Origin of the sequence: Terriglobus tenax, assembly GCF_025685395.1 — a bacterium.
Lineage (GTDB): Bacteria > Acidobacteriota > Terriglobia > Terriglobales > Acidobacteriaceae > Terriglobus > Terriglobus tenax.
On record NZ_JAGSYA010000004.1, the window covers coordinates 1,056,198 to 1,080,169 of the forward strand.

Annotated in this window: 12 protein-coding genes; 4 read left to right on the top strand and 8 right to left on the bottom strand. The window is 59.3% G+C overall.

The window, feature by feature from the left end:
- Positions 1-13: 13 nt before the first annotated feature.
- The 7 genes from OHL13_RS09895 to OHL13_RS09925 form a co-directional block, all read right to left on the bottom strand.
- Positions 14-2,812 carry a PIG-L family deacetylase gene (locus tag OHL13_RS09895; RefSeq protein ID WP_263409963.1) on the bottom strand — a complete coding sequence of 933 codons (2,799 nt, stop codon included), beginning with the start codon at positions 2,810-2,812 and terminating at the stop codon, positions 14-16.
- A gap of 67 nt (positions 2,813-2,879) precedes the next feature.
- Complete coding sequence (locus OHL13_RS09900; protein WP_263409964.1) at positions 2,880-6,224, bottom strand: TonB-dependent receptor; 3,345 nt, start codon at positions 6,222-6,224, stop codon at positions 2,880-2,882.
- 187 nt (positions 6,225-6,411) lie between these two features.
- Complete coding sequence (locus OHL13_RS09905) at positions 6,412-7,383, bottom strand: carbohydrate kinase family protein (RefSeq protein ID WP_263409965.1); 972 nt, start codon at positions 7,381-7,383, stop codon at positions 6,412-6,414.
- Entirely contained in the window at positions 7,380-8,420 is a 1,041-nt protein-coding gene (locus OHL13_RS09910) for a LacI family DNA-binding transcriptional regulator (RefSeq protein ID WP_263409966.1), read from the bottom strand. Before OHL13_RS09910 ends, OHL13_RS09905 begins: the two co-directional genes overlap by 4 nt.
- Before the next feature lie 222 nt (positions 8,421-8,642).
- Positions 8,643-10,052, bottom strand: coding sequence for an FAD/NAD(P)-binding protein (locus tag OHL13_RS09915; protein WP_263409967.1), 1,410 nt, complete (start codon positions 10,050-10,052; stop codon positions 8,643-8,645).
- 128 nt (positions 10,053-10,180) lie between these two features.
- A complete protein-coding gene (locus OHL13_RS09920; RefSeq protein WP_263409968.1) occupies positions 10,181-12,295 on the bottom strand; it encodes a phosphocholine-specific phospholipase C in 2,115 nt (704 codons plus the stop codon).
- Between the two features lie 87 nt (positions 12,296-12,382).
- Positions 12,383-15,931 carry a TonB-dependent receptor gene (locus OHL13_RS09925; RefSeq protein ID WP_317889919.1) on the bottom strand — a complete coding sequence of 1,183 codons (3,549 nt, stop codon included), beginning with the start codon at positions 15,929-15,931 and terminating at the stop codon, positions 12,383-12,385.
- 208 nt (positions 15,932-16,139) lie between these two features.
- Here OHL13_RS09925 and OHL13_RS09930 point away from each other — a divergent pair, with 208 nt between their 5' ends.
- From OHL13_RS09930 to OHL13_RS09945, 4 genes are all read left to right on the top strand, one after another.
- Positions 16,140-17,294 carry a ComEC/Rec2 family competence protein gene (locus OHL13_RS09930; protein WP_263409970.1) on the top strand — a complete coding sequence of 385 codons (1,155 nt, stop codon included), beginning with the start codon at positions 16,140-16,142 and terminating at the stop codon, positions 17,292-17,294.
- Between the two features lie 172 nt (positions 17,295-17,466).
- Entirely contained in the window at positions 17,467-18,738 is a 1,272-nt protein-coding gene (locus OHL13_RS09935) for a TolC family protein (RefSeq protein WP_263409971.1), read from the top strand.
- Entirely contained in the window at positions 18,735-19,973 is a 1,239-nt protein-coding gene (locus OHL13_RS09940) for an efflux RND transporter periplasmic adaptor subunit (RefSeq protein ID WP_263409972.1), read from the top strand. The genes OHL13_RS09935 and OHL13_RS09940 overlap by 4 nt, the downstream gene beginning before the upstream one ends.
- Positions 19,974-19,979: 6 nt before the next feature.
- Positions 19,980-23,087, top strand: a complete 3,108-nt coding sequence (locus OHL13_RS09945; RefSeq protein WP_263409973.1) for an efflux RND transporter permease subunit — start codon at positions 19,980-19,982, stop codon at positions 23,085-23,087.
- Here the strand turns inward: OHL13_RS09945 and OHL13_RS09950 are convergent.
- Complete coding sequence (locus tag OHL13_RS09950; protein ID WP_263409974.1) at positions 23,084-23,953, bottom strand: TIM barrel protein; 870 nt, start codon at positions 23,951-23,953, stop codon at positions 23,084-23,086. The two genes, OHL13_RS09945 and OHL13_RS09950, sit on opposite strands and share 4 nt — an antisense overlap.
- Positions 23,954-23,972: the final 19 nt, after the last annotated feature.

Here is a 23,972-nt window from a genome sequence, read left to right on the forward strand (position 1 = left end):
AAGAATCCTTCGCTTACTTGATCTCCGGATTCTTCGGCAGGCTAAGCATGTTGGCAAACAAACGGAAGGCTCCCGGAACACCCAGCGGAAGCTGACGATAGAAAGCATACGCGTTATAGATGTACACGCCCTTACCGTAGCGAGCGTAGATCAGGCCGCCCTTCTGCTCCGGCTGGCCCGTATCATGCGTTTCAACCAGCGCGGTGTACTTCGGGTCCCACGACTGCAGGAACTTCGATCCACGTTCTTCAATCCAGCCGTCAAAGTCCTTTTCGGTAATTTTGTTGGGCCAGTTGAAGACGGGATTCTTCGGATCAAGAATCTTCACCACCGACTTCTCGTCGGTCACCTCTTCCGGATCGCCACTCATCACATACGGATACGGCCCGTAGTTGTGGTCAAACTCCGGAGTGTTGTACTGCACAATCACCGTGCCGCCCTTTTCGACAAACTGCAGCAAACGCGCATTATTCGCGATCAGGTCAGGCCGCACGGCATAGGCACGCACACCCAGCACAATGGCGCTGTACTTCTGCAGGTCAGCATTGGCAAGGTCCTGCGCCGACAGATAAGAAACATGCACGCCAATCTGCTCCAGAGCGGAAGGCACATCATCGCCGCTGCCTTCAACATAGGCAACGGAGACGCCGGGAGCCATCTTCACGTCAGTGCCTGTGGTGACATACTTTGCCGACGAGTACAGGAAATACGGCCGCAGCCCGGTGTAGCCAATGGTGACGTAGCCTTCGGTGTACTGCTTGCCGTCCAGCTCTGCGACTGCTGTCACGGTGTACTCTTTGGCGCCGGCCACCTTCGGTGTCACAGTGAAGGCTACCGTCTGCTCCTCGCCTTCCTGTGAAAACTTGATGGGGATCTGCTTTGGTTCAGCCGTCCAACCGTCTGGCAAAGCAAGTTTTACCGACGGTGTTGCAGCACCCTTTTCGTTGTTATGCACACGTACGCTCACGCGGATGGACTTGCTGTCCAGCGGCACCACGCCCGCCGAGGGCGACATGGCTACCGACAACGCAGGGCCAACCGGCATGGGATAATGCAGAGTCCCCGGCCCATTCACCTTGCTGACTACCTGCACAACGCTGGCCAACTGAACGGTGGCGCCTTCATACTCCAGCGTGGCCTCGGCCTGCAGCGGATAAGGTGAGAGCGGCGTATTCTTTGCAGCACCGGGAGCGACGTCATACGCGGCGTTCTGCAAGCCGGCACGTGTGAAATACGGGCGCGTGTATGGCTCATCTGCCGGGACCTTCACCTTGAAGACAAGGTCGGCGGCCTTTTCTGTCGCTAGAGTTGTGGGAGAAGCGGGACCCGAGGCGCTCCAGTCTTTGCCGGATGTGCCCACCAGTTTCACGCTCTTCACCGTCAACGACGGCTGCGTGGGCTGGTAAAGATGAACCTTTACAGGAAATGCCTGTCCAGGCGTCGCCATCTGGAAGGTAGCGGATGCGCCGCGCATGGCCGCCATCATGTTGTCTTCCTGGCCTGCAGGAATTACGTCGGCGTTCAGCTTGACCTGCAGCGCCGCCACCAGAGCATCGTTGAACTGGCGCTGCTTCACACGCAGTTCATGCAGCACGTTGTACTTCGCTTCCGCGGAAAGATCGCTCTTCTCTGTCTCTGCAATCAGCGACTCAATCTTCAGCTTGCCCTTGGCCAGCATTGGAGCGACCGCGGCAGACTTTTGCGCGGAGAACCCCTTCATCGCAGCGTCGATCTGGGAGGAAACTTCCTGCAGGCCAGGCTTCAGAAAAGCCGGGGGCTTCGCACCGGCAAGCTCGGCGATTCCGGTCAGCGAGGTATCCATGCCATCGAAGAAACTTTCTTCTTTCGCGGGGGAATCAATCTTCGATCCGAAGCGGTGATAGTCGCTCATCTGCGCCCCGGGCAGCGGAATGCTTTGCCCACCGTTCTGCGAGCGCTGGTAGCCAAGTCCTTCCCGCGAGACTTGCGCATAGGTCGCACCTATCACCTGATCAAAGCTGCCGGCGGGAATGCTGACGTTCACTGCCGGTTTGCCCTCTTCCCACTTGCCGGTAATGTGGTTTGTTACGCCCACCGGCCCCCACGTGTGGTTGGCATAGTCATACATGCCCTTCTCGGTTACGCGAAGAAAAGGGGCGCGGGCGTAGGTCTTGATAGGCTGCCAGGGAAACAACCCTTCTTTGATCTGCTCCGGAAACATCTTCGGATCGCCCGCAGCCTTGAAAACCTCCTGCGTCATCAGGCCTGCGGTTGCATGCTGGCCATGGCCGTCCGTTGGACCGCCCACAAACACGGAACACACCACCAGCGGGCGAACAGTACGCACCACGCGGACGGCCTGCTCCAGCACCTTGTCGTGTCCCCATTGCCCAAGCGCTTCATTCAGTGACTTCGAAAAGCCATAGTCGGCCATGGAGGTGAAGTACTGTGCGTCCAGACCGTAGTAACGGCCTGCCTGCAGCAGTTCTTCCGTCCGCACCAGGCCAAGAGCGTCCCAGTAATCGGACGACATGACATTGGCTCCGCCCTCGCCGCGGTCCAGGGTCAACAGGGCGACACGCGCCCCTACTCCGCGGCTGTGATAGGCCAGCGTCGCGCCATCTTCGTCATCCGGGTGCGCCACAATCATCATCAAGCTGGCGCGTGTCTGCAGCTTCTTCAATTGCTGCCATAGCTCGACTGCGCCTTCGTCCACCGGAATTGCACGCGCGTCCACCTGCGGGTGAGCCTGGAAGGCATGAGAAGCCGGGATCGGCCCTGCGAACAAAACCGGGGCAAGCGCAAAGGCCGTGAACTTTCTGGCGAGGAACATGAATAACCCTTTCAGTAGTGGCCGGCCCGCATGCTGGACCGGCCACCTGGAGCAATCAACAGGAGGATTAGAAGTAGAACTTGGCGGCCATTTGTACCTGGCGAGCGTTGTTCACCACACTGCTAATCTTGCCAAAGGTACCCGGTGTTGCAACGCTTGCAGACGGAGCTGCCAGGTTCGGATGGTTCAGCGCATTGAAGAACTCAAAGCGCAGTTCCAGCTTCTTCACATCGGTAAACTCAAACTGTTTGAACAAGCTCAGGTCTTCGTTATGACGCCCCGGGCCAGCATATGGACGCGGACGGCAGCTGCCGAAGGTGCCCGTTGTTGGCTGCGAGAAGGCCGAAGAATTGAGATAACGCGATGCCGATGCAGGATTGCTGATCGCCTGACGATCGCGCGATGCGCCCGCGAAACCATCCGCATTGCAGTTGGCATAGGTTGCGTGGTTGCCACCGGTCTGTGTCAGGTCGGTCGCTGTCACGTTGAACGGATTGCCTGCTTCCATGCTGACGATGGCGTTGAGCTGCCATCCGCCGATCAGCTTCGATGCGACAGAGTTATTGTTCAGTACCAGCCCATTGCGTCCAATCGGCAGTTTCCATTGTGCGTTCGCTACAAAGCGATGACGCTGATCAAACGGCGACTGCGAATACTCGTGTGCGTAGTCATACGCATTCTGCGGCGTGGAACCAGCGGTCAGGTTATCCGCGTAGTCCGTAAAGGCATGTGCCCACGTGTAGCTGAACTGGTACGCAAGGCCGTTCTTCATGGGGCGGCGCAGGCTGGCCACCAGACCGTTGTAGTTGGTGTTGCCATCGTTGGTCGCCTTCTCCAGGAAGGCATGCAGACTACCGGAGTTCAGGTTGGCGTAAGGGAAGGTGACGTTCGGTGTGCTGCCCGTAAAGCCGGTGATCAGCCCCTGGTTGGCATTCCGCAGGCGGTTCATCTTGTGGCCAAAGTTGCCAACCCAGATCGTCTCCAGCACCATGTTCGATGGAAGTTGAATCTGCGGACCAAAGCTCATCTGCTGCACGTAGCTGGTGCGCTGGTTGGGGTCCTGCCAGTTCGATTTCTGAATCGAGAGAGGGGTTGTGGCATTGGCATAGGTCGCTCCGGGGAAACCGTTCTGCAGGAAGAACACCGGCGAACTACCCGCCGTCGTACGCGAGTCGCTCACATACTTCAGGAACGGCTGGTTCTGCGCCAACTGCGCTTCCGATCCGATGCGGTTCAGGTACTGGTAGAACACACCGTACCCTCCGCGCAGCACGACTTTGTCGCTGACCTGGTAGCTGAAGCCGATACGCGGAGCAAAGTTATTCTTGTCCGGGTTGATCAACGCACGCTGCGCCCACCCGCCGCCACTGGCAACGCTCAAGCTGCCGCCGTTCGCCGTGTTGAAGTTCGACAGCGAATTCGTCCGGTTCAGCATGGGCGAATACAGTTCATACCGCGTTCCGTAGGTAATGGTCAGCTTGCGTGCGGCACGCCACGTGTCCTGCGCAAAAAACGAGTTGCCATGCAGGAAGTTATGGACCACAAGGGCGCTGTTATAGATCGTCTGATTCACATTGCCCAGAAGGAAGTCAGCAAAACCAAAACCATTGCTGTTGGTGAAAATGCCGGAGAAGCCCATGTATCCCTGCGGCGCCTGAAGATCCAGGAACAGCAGCGTGTTGCGGTGATATTCATAGCCAAACATCAGGCTGTGATTGCCCTTCAGTTTGGTAAAGGTATCCAGGAACTGGTAAACCTGCGCCACCTGGAACTGGGGCCGGTACAAATCAACACCGATGCGGCGGAAGCCACCGGAGATATTCATTGGAGGCAGGCCCGCCGTATAGGGAGAAGCCGGAACTCCGGTCAGTCCCACATCCCCGGCAGACGATGTTCCAAGCGTCAAGCCGATCGGATTACTGTATGCCTTGTCGCGGCTCCATCCAAAACGCGCCTGATTGACGGCCGTTGACGAGAAGACCGTCGTCCATCCCAGCGCCAGCCCCTGGTTGCGGATGTTGTAGTCCGTCGCGAAACCACCGTTGCCGACCGTTGCATTCGAGGTCCACGGCGGGTCCTGACGATGCTGCTGCAGGAGGCTGTAGCGGCCAAAGATCGAATGACGATCACTGATCTTTTGATCGATACGCGTATCAAACGAGTTCACCTGCTGCGGCAGCTGATAGCTGAAGCGGTAGTTATTGGAGCCATCCCAGTTACCATTGGCGGACTGCACATTATTCGGGTCTGGCAGCAGGGCCGCAATACGACGGGCTACCGGGTCAATGCAGGTGGGATTGACGACTTTCGCCGTGATGCAGCCGGCCTGACTGGCAAGCGCGGGCGTCGGGTTATACGAAGCAACCTCGGTCAGATTGCCCGTCTTCATGGCCGCGGAAGGCACAACCGAATAAACTGTTGCCTGCTGCGTGCTGCGCAGTCCCTGGTAGTCGCCAAAGAAGAAGAGACGGTCACGCAGTACCGGGCCACCGATGGTGCCGCCAAACTGGTTCTGGCTGAAGTTGCCCTTCGGCACCTTCACCGTCGCATGGTTGTTCGCCCAGCTGTTGGCGTCAAACACACTGTTGCGGGCATACTCCCACACGCTTCCGTGGAAGTTGTTGGTGCCGCTCTTGGTCGAGGCATTCACCACGGCGCCAGCCGATGTACCGAACTCGGTGGAGTACGTACGCGTCTGCACGCGGAACTCCTGAATCGCATCCGGCGGAGGCTGCACGTTCTGCACAGAGCCTTCCTGCAGATTGGTCGAACCGGAGTTGTTGTCTACGCCATCCAGCGCGAAGTAGTTCTGTGTCTCCAGGTTGCCGTTGGAGCTGAAGCGGTCCGGCGCATTATTGGCCACGGCCGGATTCTTGAAGATGCCCGGCTCCAGCAGCGCCAGGTCGGCGTAGCGACGGGCATTCAGCGGGAGATCGTTGATCTGCGTCGTACTGACAACGTTGCCCACGTCGGCTGACTGTGTCTGTAGCCCCATAACCTGGGCACTTACTTCCACGGTGTCATTCTGGCCGCCCGCCTTCAGGTCAAAGTCGATCTGGGCGCGCGTCTTCACGTGCACCTCAATGCCGGTCTGCTTCGTCGTACCGAAGCCTGGAGCGGTAACCTCGGCCTCGTACGTTCCAGGAATCAGGGCAAGTGCCTGGTACACGCCATCCTGGTTTGCCTTCAACGTACTGGTAACACCCGTGGCTACGTTGCGGATCGTAACGGTGGCACCTGCAATCACAGCGCCGCTGGCATCGCGCACCGTACCGGTGATGGAGCCATTATCAAGCTGTGCCTGCGCGGCAACGGCCCCAAATACAAAACACACCGTAAGAAGGAGGCGGAACAGGGTGAATCGGCGAAAGACATGGGGGAAAGCGGGGACCACAGTGACCAACGGGCGCATCGACTGCCTCCTGAGTGTCGGATTAGCCAGAAGCAAACCCCTGCAGCAATGGGTCGAGATGGAGCTTCCAGGGTTCCGATATCGGTATCGTTATCGGTAACGTAAGGTCCGCGTTCTTCCTCTGTCAACAAGTTTTTAACAAATTATTCTTTCGGGCTCCGCACAAAACCCTGTGGAAACGACCAATTCACGGGCGTTTTTTCATTTGCGCCATGTATTGCCGAAGCTCTTTCGGCCCCGGCAGGCCGTGCGATCCGCCTGGGTACGCGGCGGAGAGGCTGCCGCAGATGTTGCCTGCGCGCAGGCAATCATTCCAGTCAGCGCCGTGCAGGAATGCATGAAGGAATCCTCCATCAAACGCATCTCCCGCACCTGTCGCATCCAGCACCGCGATGGAAAGCGCAGGCTCGCGATACACCTTGCCATCGGCCATCAGCATGGCGCCGCGGCGGCCCAGCTTGATGACCGGAACCTTCACCCAGTCTTGCAACTTCTCCAAGGCACGCATGGCATCGCTTGCGCCGGTGATGGCTTTTGCCTCGTTTTCATTGGGGAAAATGAACTCGCAGTGACGCACGATGGAGTGAATCTGCGAGGGCGACAGATCTGGGTTCCAGCCAAAGTCGGCGGAAACGGTAATGCCAGCCTCACGCAACTGCTTCAGCACGGGAATCCATTGCTTTGGCCGACGCAGCGCGCACGCAAAGTGGACGTGGCGTGCGCGATGCAGTTTCTGGAGTACAGCCCTGTTCGACAACAGGTCTTCAATGCGCTGGTTGATGGGATCATGGGTCACCATCATCCGGTTGGAGCGGTAGGCCATGGAGACGGTCAATGCCGTGGCATACTCCTCACTGACCTCGCAGGCCGTCACATCCAGGCCTTCGGTCATCAACGCGTTCCAGGTCGGCAGGCCGGCGGCGTCGCTGCCCACACGCGTCACAATGCCAGTCGAGGAGCCCAGCCTGCTGGCGGCAATCGCGGTTCTTGCCAGACCGCCACCGGGAGCAATCAGAAAGCTATCGGTCTTTATCTCTTCGCCAAAGCGCGGCTGATTGCGCAACTGGTAGAAGATCATGTCGGAAAAAAACTCGCCGAAGATCACCAGGTCAAACTTGCTGGCCGCGCTGCTGCGTGTTTTGCTGCCTGCACTGCTCATTTCGTCCTTTTCCTTTCCGCAGCGCTCCACTCCTTTGTGGAGTCGCGCTGTACCACGCGCGGAGACAGGAAGATGGGCCGTGCGGCTGCAGCGCTTCCTTTTTCCCCAATGCTGCGCAGCGCTGTCTTTGCGGCTCTCTTCCCTAGTTCGCGATATGCCAGATCCATACTTGAAAGCGTCAGCCCGGTCTCACACATGGGCAGCGCATTGCCACAACCAATCACACGCAGTTGCCTTGGAATCTCCAGCCCCGCTGCCAGTGCAGCATCGCGTACTCCCATGGCCTGCAGGTCGGCATAGGTCATTACGCCATCGGGAACCGTCTTCGCGGCCAGCAGCCGCTGCATTGCCTCATAACCATTGCGGTACCCCGCATCGCCCGGTTGCGCCTCAATCACCCATTCCTGTTTCACCGGAATCCCTGCCTCGCGCATCTGCTCCAGAAAGCCCGTGAAGCGCATGTCGGCAACCGGTGTACGAGGTCCGCGAAGGTACGCAATGCGGCGACATCGCCTCTCCAGAAGGTGTTGCGCCGCCATCTGTCCCACCTCGGACTCACGCATCGACACACTGGTACCGCTGAAGCGAGCCGGAGCAGGCCCCACAAGCACCACCGGAACGCTTGCCGTTGCCAGCACAGCCGGCAACTCCGTAGCATCGTTGCGCAGGCAGAGCAGCAAGGCATCCACCTGCCGCGAAAGATGCAACTCCACCTCACGCTCTTCCTGCTCGGCATCGTCGTCGGCCGAAGTGATCACGACGCTGTAGCCATCGGTCCGTACAGCTTCATTGACCCCAGCCACAATCTGCGGCATCGCAGGATCCAGCAGCGACGGCAGTGCCAGCCCCAGGGTAAAGGTTTGTCCTGTCCTCAGGCCGCGCGCGGAGATATTCGGGCGATAATTAAGCTCCTGCACGCGCTTCAGCACGCGAGCCTTGGTCTCCGCACTTACATCCGTCTGGCCCCGAAGGACCTTCGAGATCGTCATCTTGGACAGCTTCAGATCATCCGCAATGTCCTGAAGACGAATCGCCATGCACCAGCCCCATGCCAGGTAAGAATGAATTCATCCTAAACGAGACGAAGAAAAACCTTCAGTCGCCACCTCCTGACACCGTCCACTCAAGACTCTCCGCCGGTTCCGACGAGGCAATGCCACCGGCACAACTCTGGCCACTGGCCATGCCCAGCAGGAACACCCAAACTCTCTCCCGCAAGAAATTGTGCAACCGCACCGTCGTGACGTTGCCAGACGGCATCACGATGCAACCGCTTCCATAAGCTTCGCCTCATCGCGTCCACCCACAGCCTCTGCGGACTTACGTTGCTCCAAATACTTTCGCAGCGTCTCTGCCAGATCAACCGCCTGCATGCGGATTTCAGGTACCGCAATCGACTCAAGCAACGTTCCCAGACGTCCCGGACCAAGGTTGAACAACACCTCTGACGCGTTTCCATCAGCGTCGATCATGGCGCCATCGCTGTCGCAGTAAAAGCCTCCGCCAAGCGGCCCCGGCACAATCAATCCCTGCGCAAACAGGCTGTCCAACAACGGTGAGTTCACGCGGCGATAGTTCATGCCGGGGCCGGTACAGTTGATCACACGCGTCGTCGTAAATGTCTCCACTCCAACCCGGGTTCGAAGGGCCACCGCAGCGCCCTGCGCAAGAGCCTCCACCCGGGCAAGATGTCCCTTGCGGATCACCAGTGTTCCGGCGCGCAGCTCTGCCTCAATCCTGTCCGCAATTGTGGGAGCCATGCGGTGCCGCACCACATCCCAGCGACGCTGCAGGTGGCGGCGAAAGCGTTCCTGCTCACGCAACGGGAGAGCCAACCACAGGTCGTTGGTCGTCGCACGCAAACTATCGATCGCAGCGCGCCACGAAACTCCATGCCGCAATACCGCGTGCAACACACGCACATACGCAAGACAGGTCGGCTCAGTCCCGGAAGGAATCGCGCTCTGCGTCAGGGGGACATACCCGGCGTGACGGTTCGGCAAGATGCCGTGGCGCGATACCGCGGTGATGATGCCGCGATGTCCAAGTTCCCGCAGCCGCAACACCACATCTATGCCGGTAAGACCGGTGCCAATCAAGGCAACCGGGGCATCCTGCGGCAGGGCATCATAGGTTTCCGCCGTCCACGCGTTATGGCAGTACGCTCCGGAGTCCTGGGCTGCCTGCGAGATGCCGGGCAGAGCCGCCGGATCAAAGTTCCCGGTCGCCATCACGACATAGTCTGCCCGGAACTGGCATCCGTCATTCAGCGTAAGAACGGCTCCCAACTCGATAGCGCGAAGATCAACCACCGCGTGACTGTCGTGTTCGACACCGCACGCCTGCGCCAGCAACCACTGAATGTACCGGCCGAACACAGCGCGCGGAGCGAAGGTTCCGGGCGTCGCTTCGGGATCATGGTGCTCGCGCAGCCATGTCAGAAAGTGATCAGGCTCCTCAGGCAAAGCGCTGATCTTTCCCGCAGGAACATTCAGCAGATGCCGCAGGCTCGGCGTGGAGTAGGCCAGCCCCAGGCCAAGCTCCGGCCTGGGGTCAAAAACAACAACCCGCGCAGCTGTATGTTGGCGGGCCAGGTGAAATGCGGCGAGGGCTCCACTGACCCCACCCCCGATGATTGCGATCGTCGTGTTTGATTCCCCTACGCTCATGTAATGACCTTAGGCAGGAAGCGGGCGTATTGGAATTCACAAATTCTTATGCGGGATAAGCAAAATGCGGGGAGAGAGGTACCCAAATAGAGGTTGCCTCTCTCCCCGCGCACATAAGGTACACCGGCTCAGGCTTCGGTCATCAGCAATGGATCGCTGACGCTCGGCTTTCCATCCTCAAGATGACCTGCGAACCGCCGCAGGAAGCCGTCTTCTGCACGTACCGTCACATCAAACCAGCCCGAGCTTGTTTCCAGCGCAATGTCCAGCTTCTGCTCTGACTTCGCGGCGACGCTCCAGAATTCGCTCTTCCAGCCTGTATAGGCATCGGCAGCATGCAGAACACGCGCTTCGGCCAAGGCATTCTTCGCCGCCAGCTGCAGGGTCTTTTGACCGCTCCCTTTGCGGAGCGCGACCTCCGGCGTATCCGTACCGGACTTTCCGGCAAGCTCCGCCATGTATCCGTTTGGACCGTATACGGCAAGGTGATAGGCATCCCCCGGCTTCGCCGCCCAGAAATCGCGCAGCGTATCTCCGGCTGAGACGGTATAGCGCCGCGGCGCAGTGGCTGCGGCTAAACGGTCGTAAATATAGAACGCCGCACCTGCATGGCCATGATTGCTTAACTCGACCCAGACCTTCTCCGGCTCCACATGGCAGTCGACCCAGAACTCATAGGGCAACGCACGTGCGGGACGGCTTCCCTTTTCCTGCACCGGCATGGTCTGTGGCTCCGGCACACTGTACGGCTGATGTTCTGACTTGATCGCCTGGGGTGCGGGAAACGAGGTCTGCTTGGGTGCTCCTGGGCTCGAGAAGTCAAAGGCCGAGGTCAGATCACCGCACACCGCGCGACGCCACTTGCTGATGTTCGGCTCCTCAATGCCAAAACGCTTTTCCAGAAACTGCAGGACCGAGGTGTGGTCGAAGACCTGCGAACACACATAGCCTCCCGTGCTCCACGGCGAGACCACAAACAGCGGCACGCGCGGCCCGAGCCCAATCGGCTGCAGGCCACCCGGATCGGCGTTCGGTACCAGCGGACGCTTCTCCCCCGGAACCTTGTCCATATCCACGAACTCGTCCCGCAGGCTGTCCCGCAACTCCTCGGAGACCATGCCGAATCTTCCCGGCTCCTGCGCCTTCGGCGGCATCGGAGGAACAATGTGATCGAACAGGCCGTCGTTCTCGTCGTAGTTGATCAGGAAGGCCGTCTTGCTCCAGACCTCAGGATTCGCCGTAAGCGCATCCATCACCAGCGAGAGGTAGTACGCTCCATCGGTCGGGGAAGCCTCGGGGTGCTCAGAGTACTTGTATGGCGGCACAATCCACGAAACCTGCGACAACCGCCCCTTCGCCACGTCCTCACGAAACTCACGCAGCGTGTGATCGGTAACGCCCTGCTGCACCAGCGGACTCTTTGGATCGGCGCCTTCCTTGACGTGGTACTGCGCAAAGAACTCGAGCGAGTTGTCCGTGTAGTTATCGACCGGCGTATCCGGTTCGCCGGATCCACCCTGGTACAGCTTCCAGCTGATGCCGGCCTTCTGTAACCGCTCCGGATAGGTGGTCCAGGTGTAGCCATTCACATGGTGCCGTTCATCCAGTCCCGGACCGTTCTTCCGCTTGCCATACCGGTTCTCGGCATCAATGGTTCCCGACCATAGATAGATGCGGTTGGGGCAGGTGTTGGCATGCACAGAGCAGAAATAGCCATCGCACAGCGTGAAGGCATCCGCCAGAGCATAGTGGAAGCTGACGTCCTGGCGGCGAAGGTATCCCATCGTCATGACATCCTGCTTCTGGTTTACCCACTCATTCCATCGGCCTTCATTCCATGCCAGGTGGCCACTGCTCCATCCATGGTCGGTTCCTGCCTGAAACTCGGTTGTACGCTTCGGATTGATGTAGAAGGGCAGAACATGTTCCGCCTTTGGCGAGAGGCCACGGCTGTGGTACCGCTTGGTCTTTACGCTCGCCACCGGCTGGTGCCACACTGGCTTGCCGTTGGGCATCAGCGCCGGGCGGGGATCGCCAAAGCCGCGCACGCCGCGCATGGTGCCAAAGTAATGGTCAAACGAGCGGTTTTCCTGCATCAGGATGACGACATGCTCTACATCTTCAATCGTTCCCGTCCTGCGATTGGCAGGCAGCTGAAGGGCTCGCGCAATGGCAGGCGGAAGCATGGAGTACCCGGCAGCCGTCGCAGCCGTCATCTTGAGAAAGTCGCGTCTGGTCTTCATCAGTCTTCCTGAAAGTCTTTTACCGCAAGAAAAGAGTAGCCAGCGATTGGTGTCGCTGGCTACTCGATGGTCGTCCGTCAACAGGGTTTAGAACTGCAGACGGGCCGAAATCTGGCCGGTACGCGCTCCACTGAAGTCAGAGGCGGTCGCAGCCGAGGTAATGGCGCCGAAGGCGCTGCTCGAAAGATTCATGTTCGGAATCCCGAGGTTTGCCTTGTTCAGAATGTTGGTAAAGGTGCCTTCCGTTCGCAGCGAGATACGCTCGGTCAGAGCGAAGGTCTTGCTGAGTCCCGCCGACAGGTTCACCGTTCCAGGGCCAACAATCGAGTTGTTCTGCATGTTGCCAAAGCGGCCAATGGGCAGACGGTCACCCGCCTGTCCGCGACCGGTGTGGCACTGCGAGCCCGGCGTCCAGGTCGGATCGCCAGGGCAGCCAAAGGCAGCCGCGTTGAACCACTTTGCCGCAGTGCGCGCCGTGGAAACGGCACTTACTCCCACAAGGCGGTCCACCTTCTGGTTGCGGCCCGGATAGGCACCACCGTTGGCAGCGCTGTTCAGACCAGCGCCAGTGCCGGAAGGATCGCCTTGTCCGCCCGGGAAGTAGGGGGCAAGGAACGGTCCGCTCTGCGCAACAAAGATGCTGCTCAACTGCCAGCCACCCACCGCAAGGTCAGCCCAGCGGCTCATGTTGCCACCAAATTGCTTGCCGCGGCCGAAGGGCAGCGCATACATCAGCGTCGTGTTCCAGCGATGACGGCGGGTACCGGCCGCCTGGCCACGGTCCACATCCGGATCGTAACCATACGAAGCACGCGATCCGCCGCTCTCACCAGCGAAGGTCGTACTCGCCGGTCCCTGGTTGTTGGTCAGGTTCTTGGCGAAGGTATAGGTGGTATCGAAGGTCAGGCCATCCGTCATGGAATGGTGGAAATCTACCTGGCCGGAGTGATACGCCGCGGAGCCACCCGTCGAACGGCTGTTGATGGTTCCCCAGTTCGGGAACGGACGCGCCGACAGGGGCTGGTTATACGCCGAAACCGTGCTGGAGTACGGCAGGTCGTTCAGGTTCGGAGCCCACACCAGATGCTTCGTGGTCATACCGATGTAGGAGACGCGCAGGCCATAGCCGCGTCCGAGATCGCGATCCACCGACAGCGAGAACTGGTGCGAGTAAGGATCGACCCACTTGATATCGTTGGCCGTGCCAAAGTACGCCTGGCCATAGCTGCTGGTGGTGTTGGAACTGGTGCCGGCACCGGCGTAGATCTGCGGCCATACATACGACGGACCGGTCGAAGTCTGCGTGTTGCTGTACTGCACAGTGTTGGCCTGCAGTGTCCCGGTCAGCGAGTAGAAGTTGGAACCCAGCAAGGTGATGTTGTACAAGCCATAACCACCACGGACAACCGTACGGTTACCTCCAAACGGACGCCACGCGAATCCGAAGCGCGGAGCAAAACGCAGCTTCACCGCCGTGCGCAGACCATCCGGCAGACCGGCCTGGCTGTTGTCGACCGTCGGCGTGCAGGCTGCTCCGTTGACCGCAGCCTTGCCGCTTGTCTGGCCCAGACCGCAGGAGTTGAAGCTGTTCAGGTAGTCCACAGACACCAGGCTGCCCTTGCCCGTGGGATAGATGACGCGGCCCGACTTGGCAACCGACGGATCGAAGTTACCGATGTTGCCGCTGGGGTCGTGATACGCCGGGTGATACTCATAGCGAAGACCATAGCTCAGCGTTAGCCGGTCGGAGACACGCCACTGGTCCTGCGCATAAAAGTGATAGTGCATGGTGCGGCCATCGTTGTCGCCCTGCACCACGTCATAGAAGGTGGTGTTCGGCGTACCGATCAGGAAGTCCGCGAACTCCTGGCCGGTAAACATCGCCGACGAGTAGTCAAACGTACCGTAGTTGTCCGCGCCGTTGAAGCCAAGCGGAGTCACCGCCTGCATCTTGCGGATATCCACACCGAACTTCATGCTGTGGCGACCCTTGACCCAGCTCAGGTTATCCACAAACACATGCGTACGAGACTTCGTAATCGCGGTCAGACGTCCCGCATCCAGGCTGGTCAGGTCGCCGAAGTCGAGCTCGGGAATGCCGTTGAAGAAAAGGTTCTGTAAACCCTGCAGGCCAGAGCCATTGGTAAACGCCTTGCCGTCGAACGGATTCACCTTGCCGTTGGTATCGAAGGTAAAGCCGTAGCGGAACTCGTTGATCAGGCTCGACGTGAAGTTATAGTTGCCCGCAACCAGGAAGATGCGGTCCTGGTAAGAGGTCGTGCTGGAAGGCACCAGCAGCGGCTGTTGGCCATCCTGCGTGTAGTTCTTCCAGGTAAAGCGCGCGAAGACCAGCGCCTTCTGACCGAAGTACTGGTCACCGCGAATGTCGAACTGGTTTGAGAACAACGAGGTGCTCTTGTTGCTGCTGTAGTTCACCGCGCCCGGAACATACACGTTGGCGTTGCCCAGATTGGGATCCGGGAAGAACGAGAGGAACTTCTGCGCCACCGTGTTGATCGGGACAGCACTAAGTGGATACGTTCCACCCGTGTTGGGGTTCTTCAGCGAGGTAAGTCCCTGCACCGCCGAGAAGTCGCCACGCTTCATGGCCGCCGTGGGTACAGTCGCCGTGTAAGGGCTGGTACGAGGGCTGCGGTAGCCTTCATAGGTTCCGAAGAAGAAGGTCCGGTCGTGGCCGTTATAGAGGTGAGGCAGAACCACCGGTCCGCCCAGTGTTGCACCATAGTCATTGGTCACAAGCTTCGGCTTCGTGACCGAGCCCCAGGGTTTCGCATTCAGGCCGGAGTCCTGGTGGTACCAGAAGACGCCGCCATGCAGCTGATTCGTGCCGCCTTTGGTGGTCGTGGTGACTTCACCCGGCTGGCCGAACTCGGCGGCGTTCAGTACGCCGTCCACGCGCATTTCAGCAATCGAGTCGCCAGAAGGAAAGGCGTTCTGAATGGGAGCGTTTCCACCGGTTGCGCTGCGGGTCGTGATGCCGTCGACCGTGACATCCGTCTGGAAGGGTAAGCCGCCCTGCACCGAGAAATTACCATTCGCGTCGCTTTGCACGCCGGGCAGCGTCTGGATCATGTTCAGAGGGCTTGTGCCATTGGAGCTGGCCCGATAGTTGGCTGGGAGGTCGCGCACGGCGGCGGAAGAGAGAGTCGCGTCAATCGACGGATTGTCCGTCTCAATAACACCCGCTCCGTTGGCATCCACGGAAACTTCCTGCGACAGGTTACCGACTGAAAGCACAGCATCCGCACGAAGTTCCTGACGGGCTGTCAGTGTAAGGTTCTGCAGCACCTGGGTCTTGAACCCATCGGCTGTCACCTCAACCTGGTAACGGCCTGCGTTCAGGTTCATAAACTGGTAGGCGCCGGAGGAGTCCGCACGGCCTGATCTCACGGTACCGGTATCGACACCCGTCAACTTCACGGCAGCGTTCGGAAGCACAGCGCCACTGCTGTCCTTCACCGTGCCAAGAATTGACCCCTGAGTGGATTGTGCCCAGCTGGCTGAGCTCAAAAGCCCCACACACAAAACAACAAAAAGTAGCAATCGGAAATGCCTGACTGTCATATCTCTCCAGTCGCAAACCGCTGACACTGCCCGGACAGTAGACGACCCCATCAGAAAAGGCCCAGCGGTAAGCGTGTAGTGCGTACGCTATCGAACACTTTTTTACGGAACGAGAAGCATGGGAGAAAAAGATATGAATAAAGCGATCAGGAAAAGTGATCCTGCCATCCTTTTGACAGTGGAAAACCGCTTCTAGTATCTAGGTATCGCGAGTTATCTCCCCAACCGGCGCTGTATCTGCGCGGTGAAAGAAGTTTGCATGTCCCTGATTCCGGCATTTTCCCTCACCATGCGCCGTCCTTTTCGCCGTGTCGCCACCCTGTTGCTGGCAGCAGCCATCGGCGCTCCGTCTCTCCACGCCCAAAGCAGTTCGCCGATGCGCATCTATTTTGTGGACGTGGAGGGCGGCCAGGCCACTCTCTTTGTCCTGCCGGACCACACCTCGCTGATGGTGGATGCTGGCTTCCCCGGCAATGGCGGCCGCGACTCCCAGCGCATTGCCGAGACGGTGAAGAAAGCGGGACTTTCGCGGATCGATTATCTTCTGACGACGCACTACCACCTGGATCACCTGGGCGGTCTGCAGGAGCTTCTCGCCCTTGTTCCGGTTGGAACGCTTATCGACCACGGCCCGAACCACGAAACCGGGGTACCGGGAACAGTGCAGAACTTTCAGACCTACCAGGCCACGCTGCAGTCCGGAAAATACAAGCACATCACCGTCAAGCCCGGTGACAAGCTTCCCCTCCCCGGCGTTGACCTCACCTTTGTCAGCTCTGACGGCAAGGTGCTGGACCATTCGCTGCCCGGAGCAGGGCAAAAGAATGCCACCTGCGCCGCGCCTGACACGATGCCCGATGGACTGGATACGCCCGGGCAGGTAGAGAACGCCTACTCCGCCGGCTTTGAAATGAACTTCGGCAAACTGCGCATCCTTGACCTTGGCGACCTGACCTGGGACAAGGAACGGCCGCTGATGTGCCCCGTGAACAAGATCGGGCATATCAATCTGCTGGTCGTCTCCCACCATGGCTCCAAGCCAAGCTCGAGCCCGGTCCTGATCAATGGCATTGCTCCACAGGCAGCCATTATGGACAACGGTGAGACCAAGGGCGGCTTTGTGCGCGTGCTCGATACCATTCGCAACGCTCCGAACAAGCCTGATCTATGGCAGCTGCACTACGCCCTGGAAGGCGGAGACCAGCACAACACCGGCAAGGATATGATTGCGAACCTGCTCTCCACCGAAGGCGAGGAAGCAGCCAAACAGCTGGCTGCGGGAAAGCCGCTTCCTGCTGTCACCTCGCACACGAAGGATGCCGGCAACATGATCACCGTCGAAGCCTATCCAGACGGCCGCTTCACCGTGACCAATGGCCGCAACGGCTTCGCTAAGAAATACAGCGCACGTTGATGCCTCGACGAATCGGCGTAAAAACCATTCAGCAAGCTTTAAGGTCGCTTTCGTAAGGTGGAACGAGGACTGCTAAAGTCTTCGTTCCATGGGATTTAAATACTTCACAGTCAGAAACCTGAGGTCGTCTGCTTCCGTCTTGTCAGCAGCCATTCCCTTTCAGGTTCGTTTGTTGGAAACTGACTCTACCGTGTGTGTTTCTCCTTCACTCCGCAGCCACCTGCTGCGGGGCATCGGTTTTTTATTGCTTGCTGCCTGCATCGCATCTCCGCTTCCAGCGCAGACCGCGACCGGGCTCTCACTGCATGATGTGGTGCAGAAGGCGCTGGCCAGCCCGCAGGTCGCCGTTCTTGATTCCGAAATCGCACAGGTACAGGCGGGCATTCGCCAGGCGGGCCTCGGCCCCAATCCCAAGCTCTATCTGAGCTCAGAAGACATCGCACCCTGGTCCAGAACATTTGACTTCGCCAATCAGACCGAGGATCTGGGATACATCGGCCAGACCATCGAGATTGCCGGCAAGCGCGGCAAGCGAGTGGATCTCGCCCGTGCGCGGCTTGACTTGAGCAAGGCAGACCGAACCCTCAAGGTCAATCAACTGATAGGCCGCGTCACGCTGGCCTACTGGACCGCCGTAAGCCAGCAACGGATCGTCAACCTGCTCAACGAGGATATCCACGCAGTCGACGAGATTGTGCGCTACAACAAGGAGCGTCTTGATGCGGGTGCGGCACGCGGCGTCGATCTCCTTCGCATGCAGATTGAACGGGACCGGCTTGCCATCACGCTTGAGACCGCCATGCGCGATGCCCGCCAGGCAAAGCTCGATCTCTTCAAGCAAGCAGGCATTGAGTCCTCTGATGCAGCCTTGATCGATCCCCTGGATGCCGTGCGCGAGATTCAGCCGGCAGATATCTCCGTCATCCTGGAACAGCGATCCGACATCCTTGCCGCCCGTGCTGCCGTACGAGCCGCCGAGGCCGATCTTCGCCTGCAGCGAGCCAACGCCATCCCCGACCCCGACTTCTTCGGCGGCTACAAACGCAATACCGGCGACAACACCGCCTATGCAGGCCTGCAGATCTCGCTGCCCTTCCGCAACCGCAACCAGGGAGAGGTGGAGCGAGCGCGTGCCGCGGTTACGTCCGCACAGGCCCAACTGGCCGCCCTGGAACAGCAGACGAAGACCGAGGTCGAACAGGCTTACTCCGGCTACACCGCTCAGCGCGACATTGTGCAGAAGACCGTTCCGGACATGCGGCAACGCGCCAGAGTGAATCTGCAAACCATTACCGAGGCCTACCATCTGGGCGGAACAGACCTGCTCAGGCTCATCGATGCCCAGCGAACCGAGTTTGATGTGGAGGTCACCGCCGTACGTGCGATGGCTCAACTGCAGCAAGCCGCAACCCAGCTTCTTCTGGCCTATGGAGTCCAGCCATGAACCGGAAATCTCTCCTGAGCCTGTGGGCCGTCATGCTTGTCCCGGCGCTTGGATGCCATTCGAAGTCTGAGAATGCCACAGCCAGCCAACAGGGTTCTGTCACAGGAATGCAGGCTGCGAGCGAGCCGAAGGCCTCAGTCCCTGCCGACTCCATCAAGATCGCGCGCCAGGACCAGTCCCGTGCCGGCATCCAGGTCGCGAGCGTTACTGTCCGCAGCGTTCCACAGGTGCTCACCGTCTCCGGGCAGGTCATTCTCGATGAGAAGCACACCAACCATATCGGCGCTCTGGCCGACGGACGTATCGAAAACGTCTCGGTGCTTCCCGGCGACCCGGTCCGCCGCGGACAAACCATGGCCAACCTGCACAGCCACACCGTGCATGAGACTGTAGCCGCCCTCACCCAGGCCTTCGCCAGCGCCGCCCGTCAGAAGAGCGCTGTCAGCTATGCCGAACAGGTGCGCGACCGCTACACAAAGCTTTATTCCATCCAGGCAGCGTCGCTTGAAGAGAAGCAGAAGTCCGAGCAGGACCTTGCCTCTGCCCAGCGTGACCTGATCAGCGCCAATGCCACCGTGCAGGCGGAGCGCGAACATCTTGCTGAAATTCTGCAGGTAAGTCCGGAATGGCTGCAGCCCAATAACCTTCTCGAAAAAGAGCTGGTCCCAGTTCGCGCAGTCGCCGATGGAGTTGTGATCACGCGCAATATCACCCCGGGCCAGGTGGTGACCACGGGCGATGAACTCTTCGCTACCTCAAACCTCTCCACCGTCTGGGTGAGCGCAGCAGTCAGTGAAAAAGACGTCGCGAAGATGCATGTGGGCAGCAAAGCCATCGTAACCATGCAGGCGTCAGCGAATGTGCAACTGCCAGGCACGGTCGCCATGATTGGCGACCTTGTCGATCCGCAGACACGCACCCTGCCTGTCCGCATCCAGGTGGCCAACCCCGGCACACAGCTACGGCCCGGCATGTTCGTCAGCTCCGCTATCTCTGAGCCCGAGGTACGCAATGCTATCTTTGTTCCGCAGAATGCGCTGCAGGACGTCAACGGCTTCCGTGTTGTCTTCGTCACGCCCGATGGAGTCTCCTTCCACGCCGCTCCCGTTACCGTCGGCACAAAGAGTGATGATCTTGTTGAGATCACTGATGGTCTAAAACCTGGCGACAAGGTCGTCACCAATGGCGCCTTCATGGTGAAGGGCGAACTGCTCAAAGGCTCCGTGGGAGACTGACCCGGTATGAACCGCGCATTGGACTTCCTTCTCGACAACCGTTGGCTGGTCATCGGCATTCTGCTTGCGCTGGTCGTGGGCGGTGTCGCGGTCATGCTCAACCTGCCGCTTGAGGCCTTTCCTGACCTGACCAACAACCAGGTCGTTGTTACCGTCCAGTGCCCGGGCATGTCTCCGGTGGAAGTGGAACAGACCGTCACTTTCCCCATTGAGACCGCCCTGATGGGCATGCCCAAGCTGCAGACCGTGCGCTCCACGTCGAAGCTCGAGCTTTCCATGGTCACCGTCATTTTTGACGACTCCATGGACAAGTATCTTGTCCGTCAACTCGTCTCAGAGCGCATGAACCAGGTGCAGTCGCGCCTGCCCATGGGGTTGCAGCCCACGCTGAACCCCATGTCCACGGCCTTTGGCGAGGTCTACCAGTACACCATCCAGGCGCCCACGCAGTCCGTCATGGACCTGAAGACTCTGCAGGACTGGACCGTTCGCTACAGTCTTCTCTCCATTCCCGGTGTCAGCGAAGTGAACTCCTGGGGCGGCGAGTCGAAGCAGTACACCATTGAAGTGGACCCCGCCGCGTTGCGTCAGTACAACCTCACCCTGCACGAGGTCGTCACCGCCGTCAGCGGCAACAACTCCAACTTTGGCGGCAGTTACATTGAGCACGCCGAGCAGCAGTACACCATCCGCGGCATTGGCCGCGCCAGCAACATGCAGGACCTCGGCAACATCGTTGTCAGCTCGGTGAGCGGCACACCTATTCTGCTCAAGCAGGTGGCGAATATCGCCATCCGACCGCTGCTGCGGCACGGAGCTATTCTCCACGATGCCAAGGGTGAGGCCGTCAGCGGCATGGTCATCATCCTCCGCGGCGAGAACGGTGAGCGCATCATCCGCGATGTGAAGAACAAGATCGCCAGCCTCAAACTGCCGGACGGCGCTAAGATTATTCCCTTCTATGATCAGAGCGACGTCATCAATGCCACCACGCGCACGGTGGCCCATAACCTGATTGAAGCCGCGGCGCTGGTCATCGCCATTCTGTTGGTCTTCCTCGGCGACTGGCGCGCCGCACTCGTCGTCGCCGTCACCATTCCGCTCTCCTTGCTTTTCGGCTTCTTTGGCATGTCGCTGTTCGGCATCTCGGTCAACCTGATGAGCCTTGGCGCCATTGACTTTGGCACCATCGTCGACGGCTCCGTGGTGATGGTGGAGAACTGCATGCACCGGCTTGAAAGCGGCGACAGCAAACGGCCACTGCTTGAAGTCATCCGCGGAGCCGCACATGAAGTGGCACGCCCCATCATCTTCGGCGTTCTGATCATCATCTCGGTCTACCTGCCCATCCTCACGCTGGAAAGCCTGGAGGGCCGCATGTTCCGGCCCATGGCGGTCACCGTGGTTGCGGCGCTGATTGGCTCTCTTTTGCTGGCGCTCCTGGTGGTGCCCACCATTTGCACGCTCGCCCTGCGCCATCGCGCACGCATCCTCAAAGATCGCCATGAGATCCAGCAGCGCTGGTTTGAAAAACTCAAGCTGCGCTATCTCCGCTCGCTTGCCGTGGCCGAACGCCACCGTCTGCCCATCTACATTGCCTCCGGCCTGCTGATCGTAGGAGCGATTGTCTCGCTCAAATTTATCGGGACGGAGTTCATGCCCACCCTCGATGAGGGTTCCATGATCATTACGTCGAAGAAGCTTCCCGGTATCTCTCTTACGGAGTCGATCAAGATCGGCAAAGAGATTGAGCGCACCATCATGAGCTTTCCTGAGGTTGCAGGAGTCGTCACCAAGATGGGACGTCCTGATCTCGCAACCGAGGCCATGGGCGAGTATGAATCCGACTCCTACGTCACCTTCACTCCCGAGGCGCGCGACTTCAGTCCCACCAAAAAGGAAGAGTTCGCCAAGCGCGTCGAGGCGGAACTTCAGAAGATCCCAGGCGTGACCTATGAGTTCACGCAACCCATGCAGATGCGCATGGACGAGACCATTACGGGCACACGTGGCGACGTGGCACTGAAGATCTTCGGACCGAACCTAGATATTCTGGAACGCATGGCCCGGCAGGCACGGGACATCATTACCCGCGTCAACGGAGCCTCTGAGACGCAGATGGAGCTGATCTCCGGCGAAGCCGAACTCCAGATCGATATCGACCGCGCCGCCGCCGCTCGCTACGGCGTCAACGTCAGCGACGTGCAGGAGGTGATTGAGAACCTCTACGGCAGCCGCCAGGTCTCTGAACTGATTGAAGGCGAGCAGCGCTTCCCCATCGCCTTTCGTCTGCCCGCTGTCCTTCGTAACGATCCCGATCAGCTACGCGCCATGCAGTTCAAGACTCCCTCCGGCGCGCTGGTTCGCCTGGACCAGGTGGCGGAGATTCGCCAGGTGCGCGGCCCTATTATCATCAACCGCGAACAGGCCCACCGCCGCGCCGTCGTCATGTCCAACGTCAGCGGCCGCGACCTCGGCGGCTTTGTCGAAGATGCCAAGAAGGCCGTCGCCCAGAAGATGCAGCTTCCTGCGGGCTATCGCCTGGAGTGGGGTGGCCAGTATGAGAACCAGCAACGCGCACAGGCCCGTCTCGCGATCGTCTTCCCGCTCTCGGTACTTATCATCGCGGGCCTGCTGTATGCCACCTTCCACAATGTGCGGCAGACCCTGCTGATCCTGCTGATCGTGCCGCTGGCGCTGGTGGGCGGTATTGCCGCGCTCTGGATACGTGGCATCAACCTGAACCTTTCGGCCAGCGTCGGCTTCATTGCCCTGTTCGGCATCGCCGTACTCAATGGAGTCGTCATGGTCAGCCACATCAACGCGCTGCGGAAAACCGGCCTCAGCGAGATGGACGCGATCCACCATGGCGCTGCTGACCGCCTGCGTCCGGTACTCATCACAGCGCTAGTGGCAAGCCTCGGCTTCATCCCGATGGCCATCTCCACCTCACGCGGAGCCGAGGTGCAGCGTCCGCTGGCGACGGTGGTCATCGGCGGCCTGTTTACGGCCACCGCGCTCACGCTCTACGTGCTGCCACTGCTGTTCTCCGTCTTCTCCCCGAAAGATTCAGTTCCGACCGAGGAGTCGCGTGAGGCCGTGGCCAGCCACTAGCCTTTAAAGGCCTTCAAGACCTCTTCGCGCGCGGTCTTCAACTCCGTCACGGCATCGCCCTGCGGATAGAACTCCATGGCAATGTAGCGGTTGTAGCCAAGCCGTGCCAGAGCGCGATAAATCATCTCGTAGTTCATCTCTCCCGTGCCCGGATGATGCCGTCCGGGCACATCAGCGATGTGGACCAACCCTACCTGGTCAACGTTCTGCTCCAGTTTTTCAATCAGGTTCCCGGCGCCGCGCTGCTCGTGGTAGAAGTCATACAAAACCTTGATCCACGGGCTTCCAACCGCCCGCGTAATGGTAAAGGCATCGCTTACGGAGTTGATCGCGGCGCGTTTGTCCTCAAGCAGGTCAATCGGTTCCAGAAGAAGCTCCATCTTCTCCTTTGCCAGGATGTCGGCGGCGAACTTGAGATTTTCGGTGATGCTGGCGATGCGCTGCTCCGGGCTTTGCCCTTCTATCCGCGGTCCGGAGGCATAGCCAAGCTGCGGGCAGCCCATTTCTTTTGCTACTGGAATTGCCTTCGCAAGTTGTTCGTTAATCGTATCTTTCGCTGCGGGATCGCTCAGCGTGACGCGGCCAGGAAACATAATGTCCAGGGTGATACCAAGAGACTTTGCCAGCGCGGCCACACGTTTGCGCTCGGCGTCAGACCAGTTCATCCACTCAAGCACCAGCTCCGCTCCGGTGTAGCCGGCTTTTGCCACGATTTCAAGCCTTTGATCGATGGTCAACGGCTTAGGGAGAGCCCATAGCATGTAGGAAAACTTCGGCTGTGCCGATGCCGCCGCGAGCAAAGTGCGCGTCGCGAAGCTCGAAAGGATTCCTGCGGCACCCAGCTGGCAAAATTTCCGACGATCCATCCGGCTTATCTCCATTCCT

What these genes read in the sequence shown, in the direction of transcription:
- OHL13_RS09895 (WP_263409963.1), bottom strand. Translation starts at nt 2,812, where the DNA reads ATGTTCCTCGCCAGAAAGTTCACGGCCTTTGCGCTTGCCCCGGTTTTG.
- OHL13_RS09900 (WP_263409964.1), bottom strand. Translation starts at nt 6,224, where the DNA reads ATGCGCCCGTTGGTCACTGTGGTCCCCGCTTTCCCCCATGTCTTTCGC.
- OHL13_RS09905 (WP_263409965.1), bottom strand. Translation starts at nt 7,383, where the DNA reads ATGAGCAGTGCAGGCAGCAAAACACGCAGCAGCGCGGCCAGCAAGTTT.
- OHL13_RS09910 (WP_263409966.1), bottom strand. Translation starts at nt 8,420, where the DNA reads ATGGCGATTCGTCTTCAGGACATTGCGGATGATCTGAAGCTGTCCAAG.
- OHL13_RS09915 (WP_263409967.1), bottom strand. Translation starts at nt 10,052, where the DNA reads ATGAGCGTAGGGGAATCAAACACGACGATCGCAATCATCGGGGGTGGG.
- OHL13_RS09920 (WP_263409968.1), bottom strand. Translation starts at nt 12,295, where the DNA reads ATGAAGACCAGACGCGACTTTCTCAAGATGACGGCTGCGACGGCTGCC.
- OHL13_RS09925 (WP_317889919.1), bottom strand. Translation starts at nt 15,931, where the DNA reads ATGGGGTCGTCTACTGTCCGGGCAGTGTCAGCGGTTTGCGACTGGAGA.
- OHL13_RS09930 (WP_263409970.1), top strand. Translation starts at nt 16,140, where the DNA reads ATGTCCCTGATTCCGGCATTTTCCCTCACCATGCGCCGTCCTTTTCGC.
- OHL13_RS09940 (WP_263409972.1), top strand. Translation starts at nt 18,735, where the DNA reads ATGAACCGGAAATCTCTCCTGAGCCTGTGGGCCGTCATGCTTGTCCCG.
- OHL13_RS09945 (WP_263409973.1), top strand. Translation starts at nt 19,980, where the DNA reads ATGAACCGCGCATTGGACTTCCTTCTCGACAACCGTTGGCTGGTCATC.
- OHL13_RS09950 (WP_263409974.1), bottom strand. Translation starts at nt 23,953, where the DNA reads ATGGATCGTCGGAAATTTTGCCAGCTGGGTGCCGCAGGAATCCTTTCG.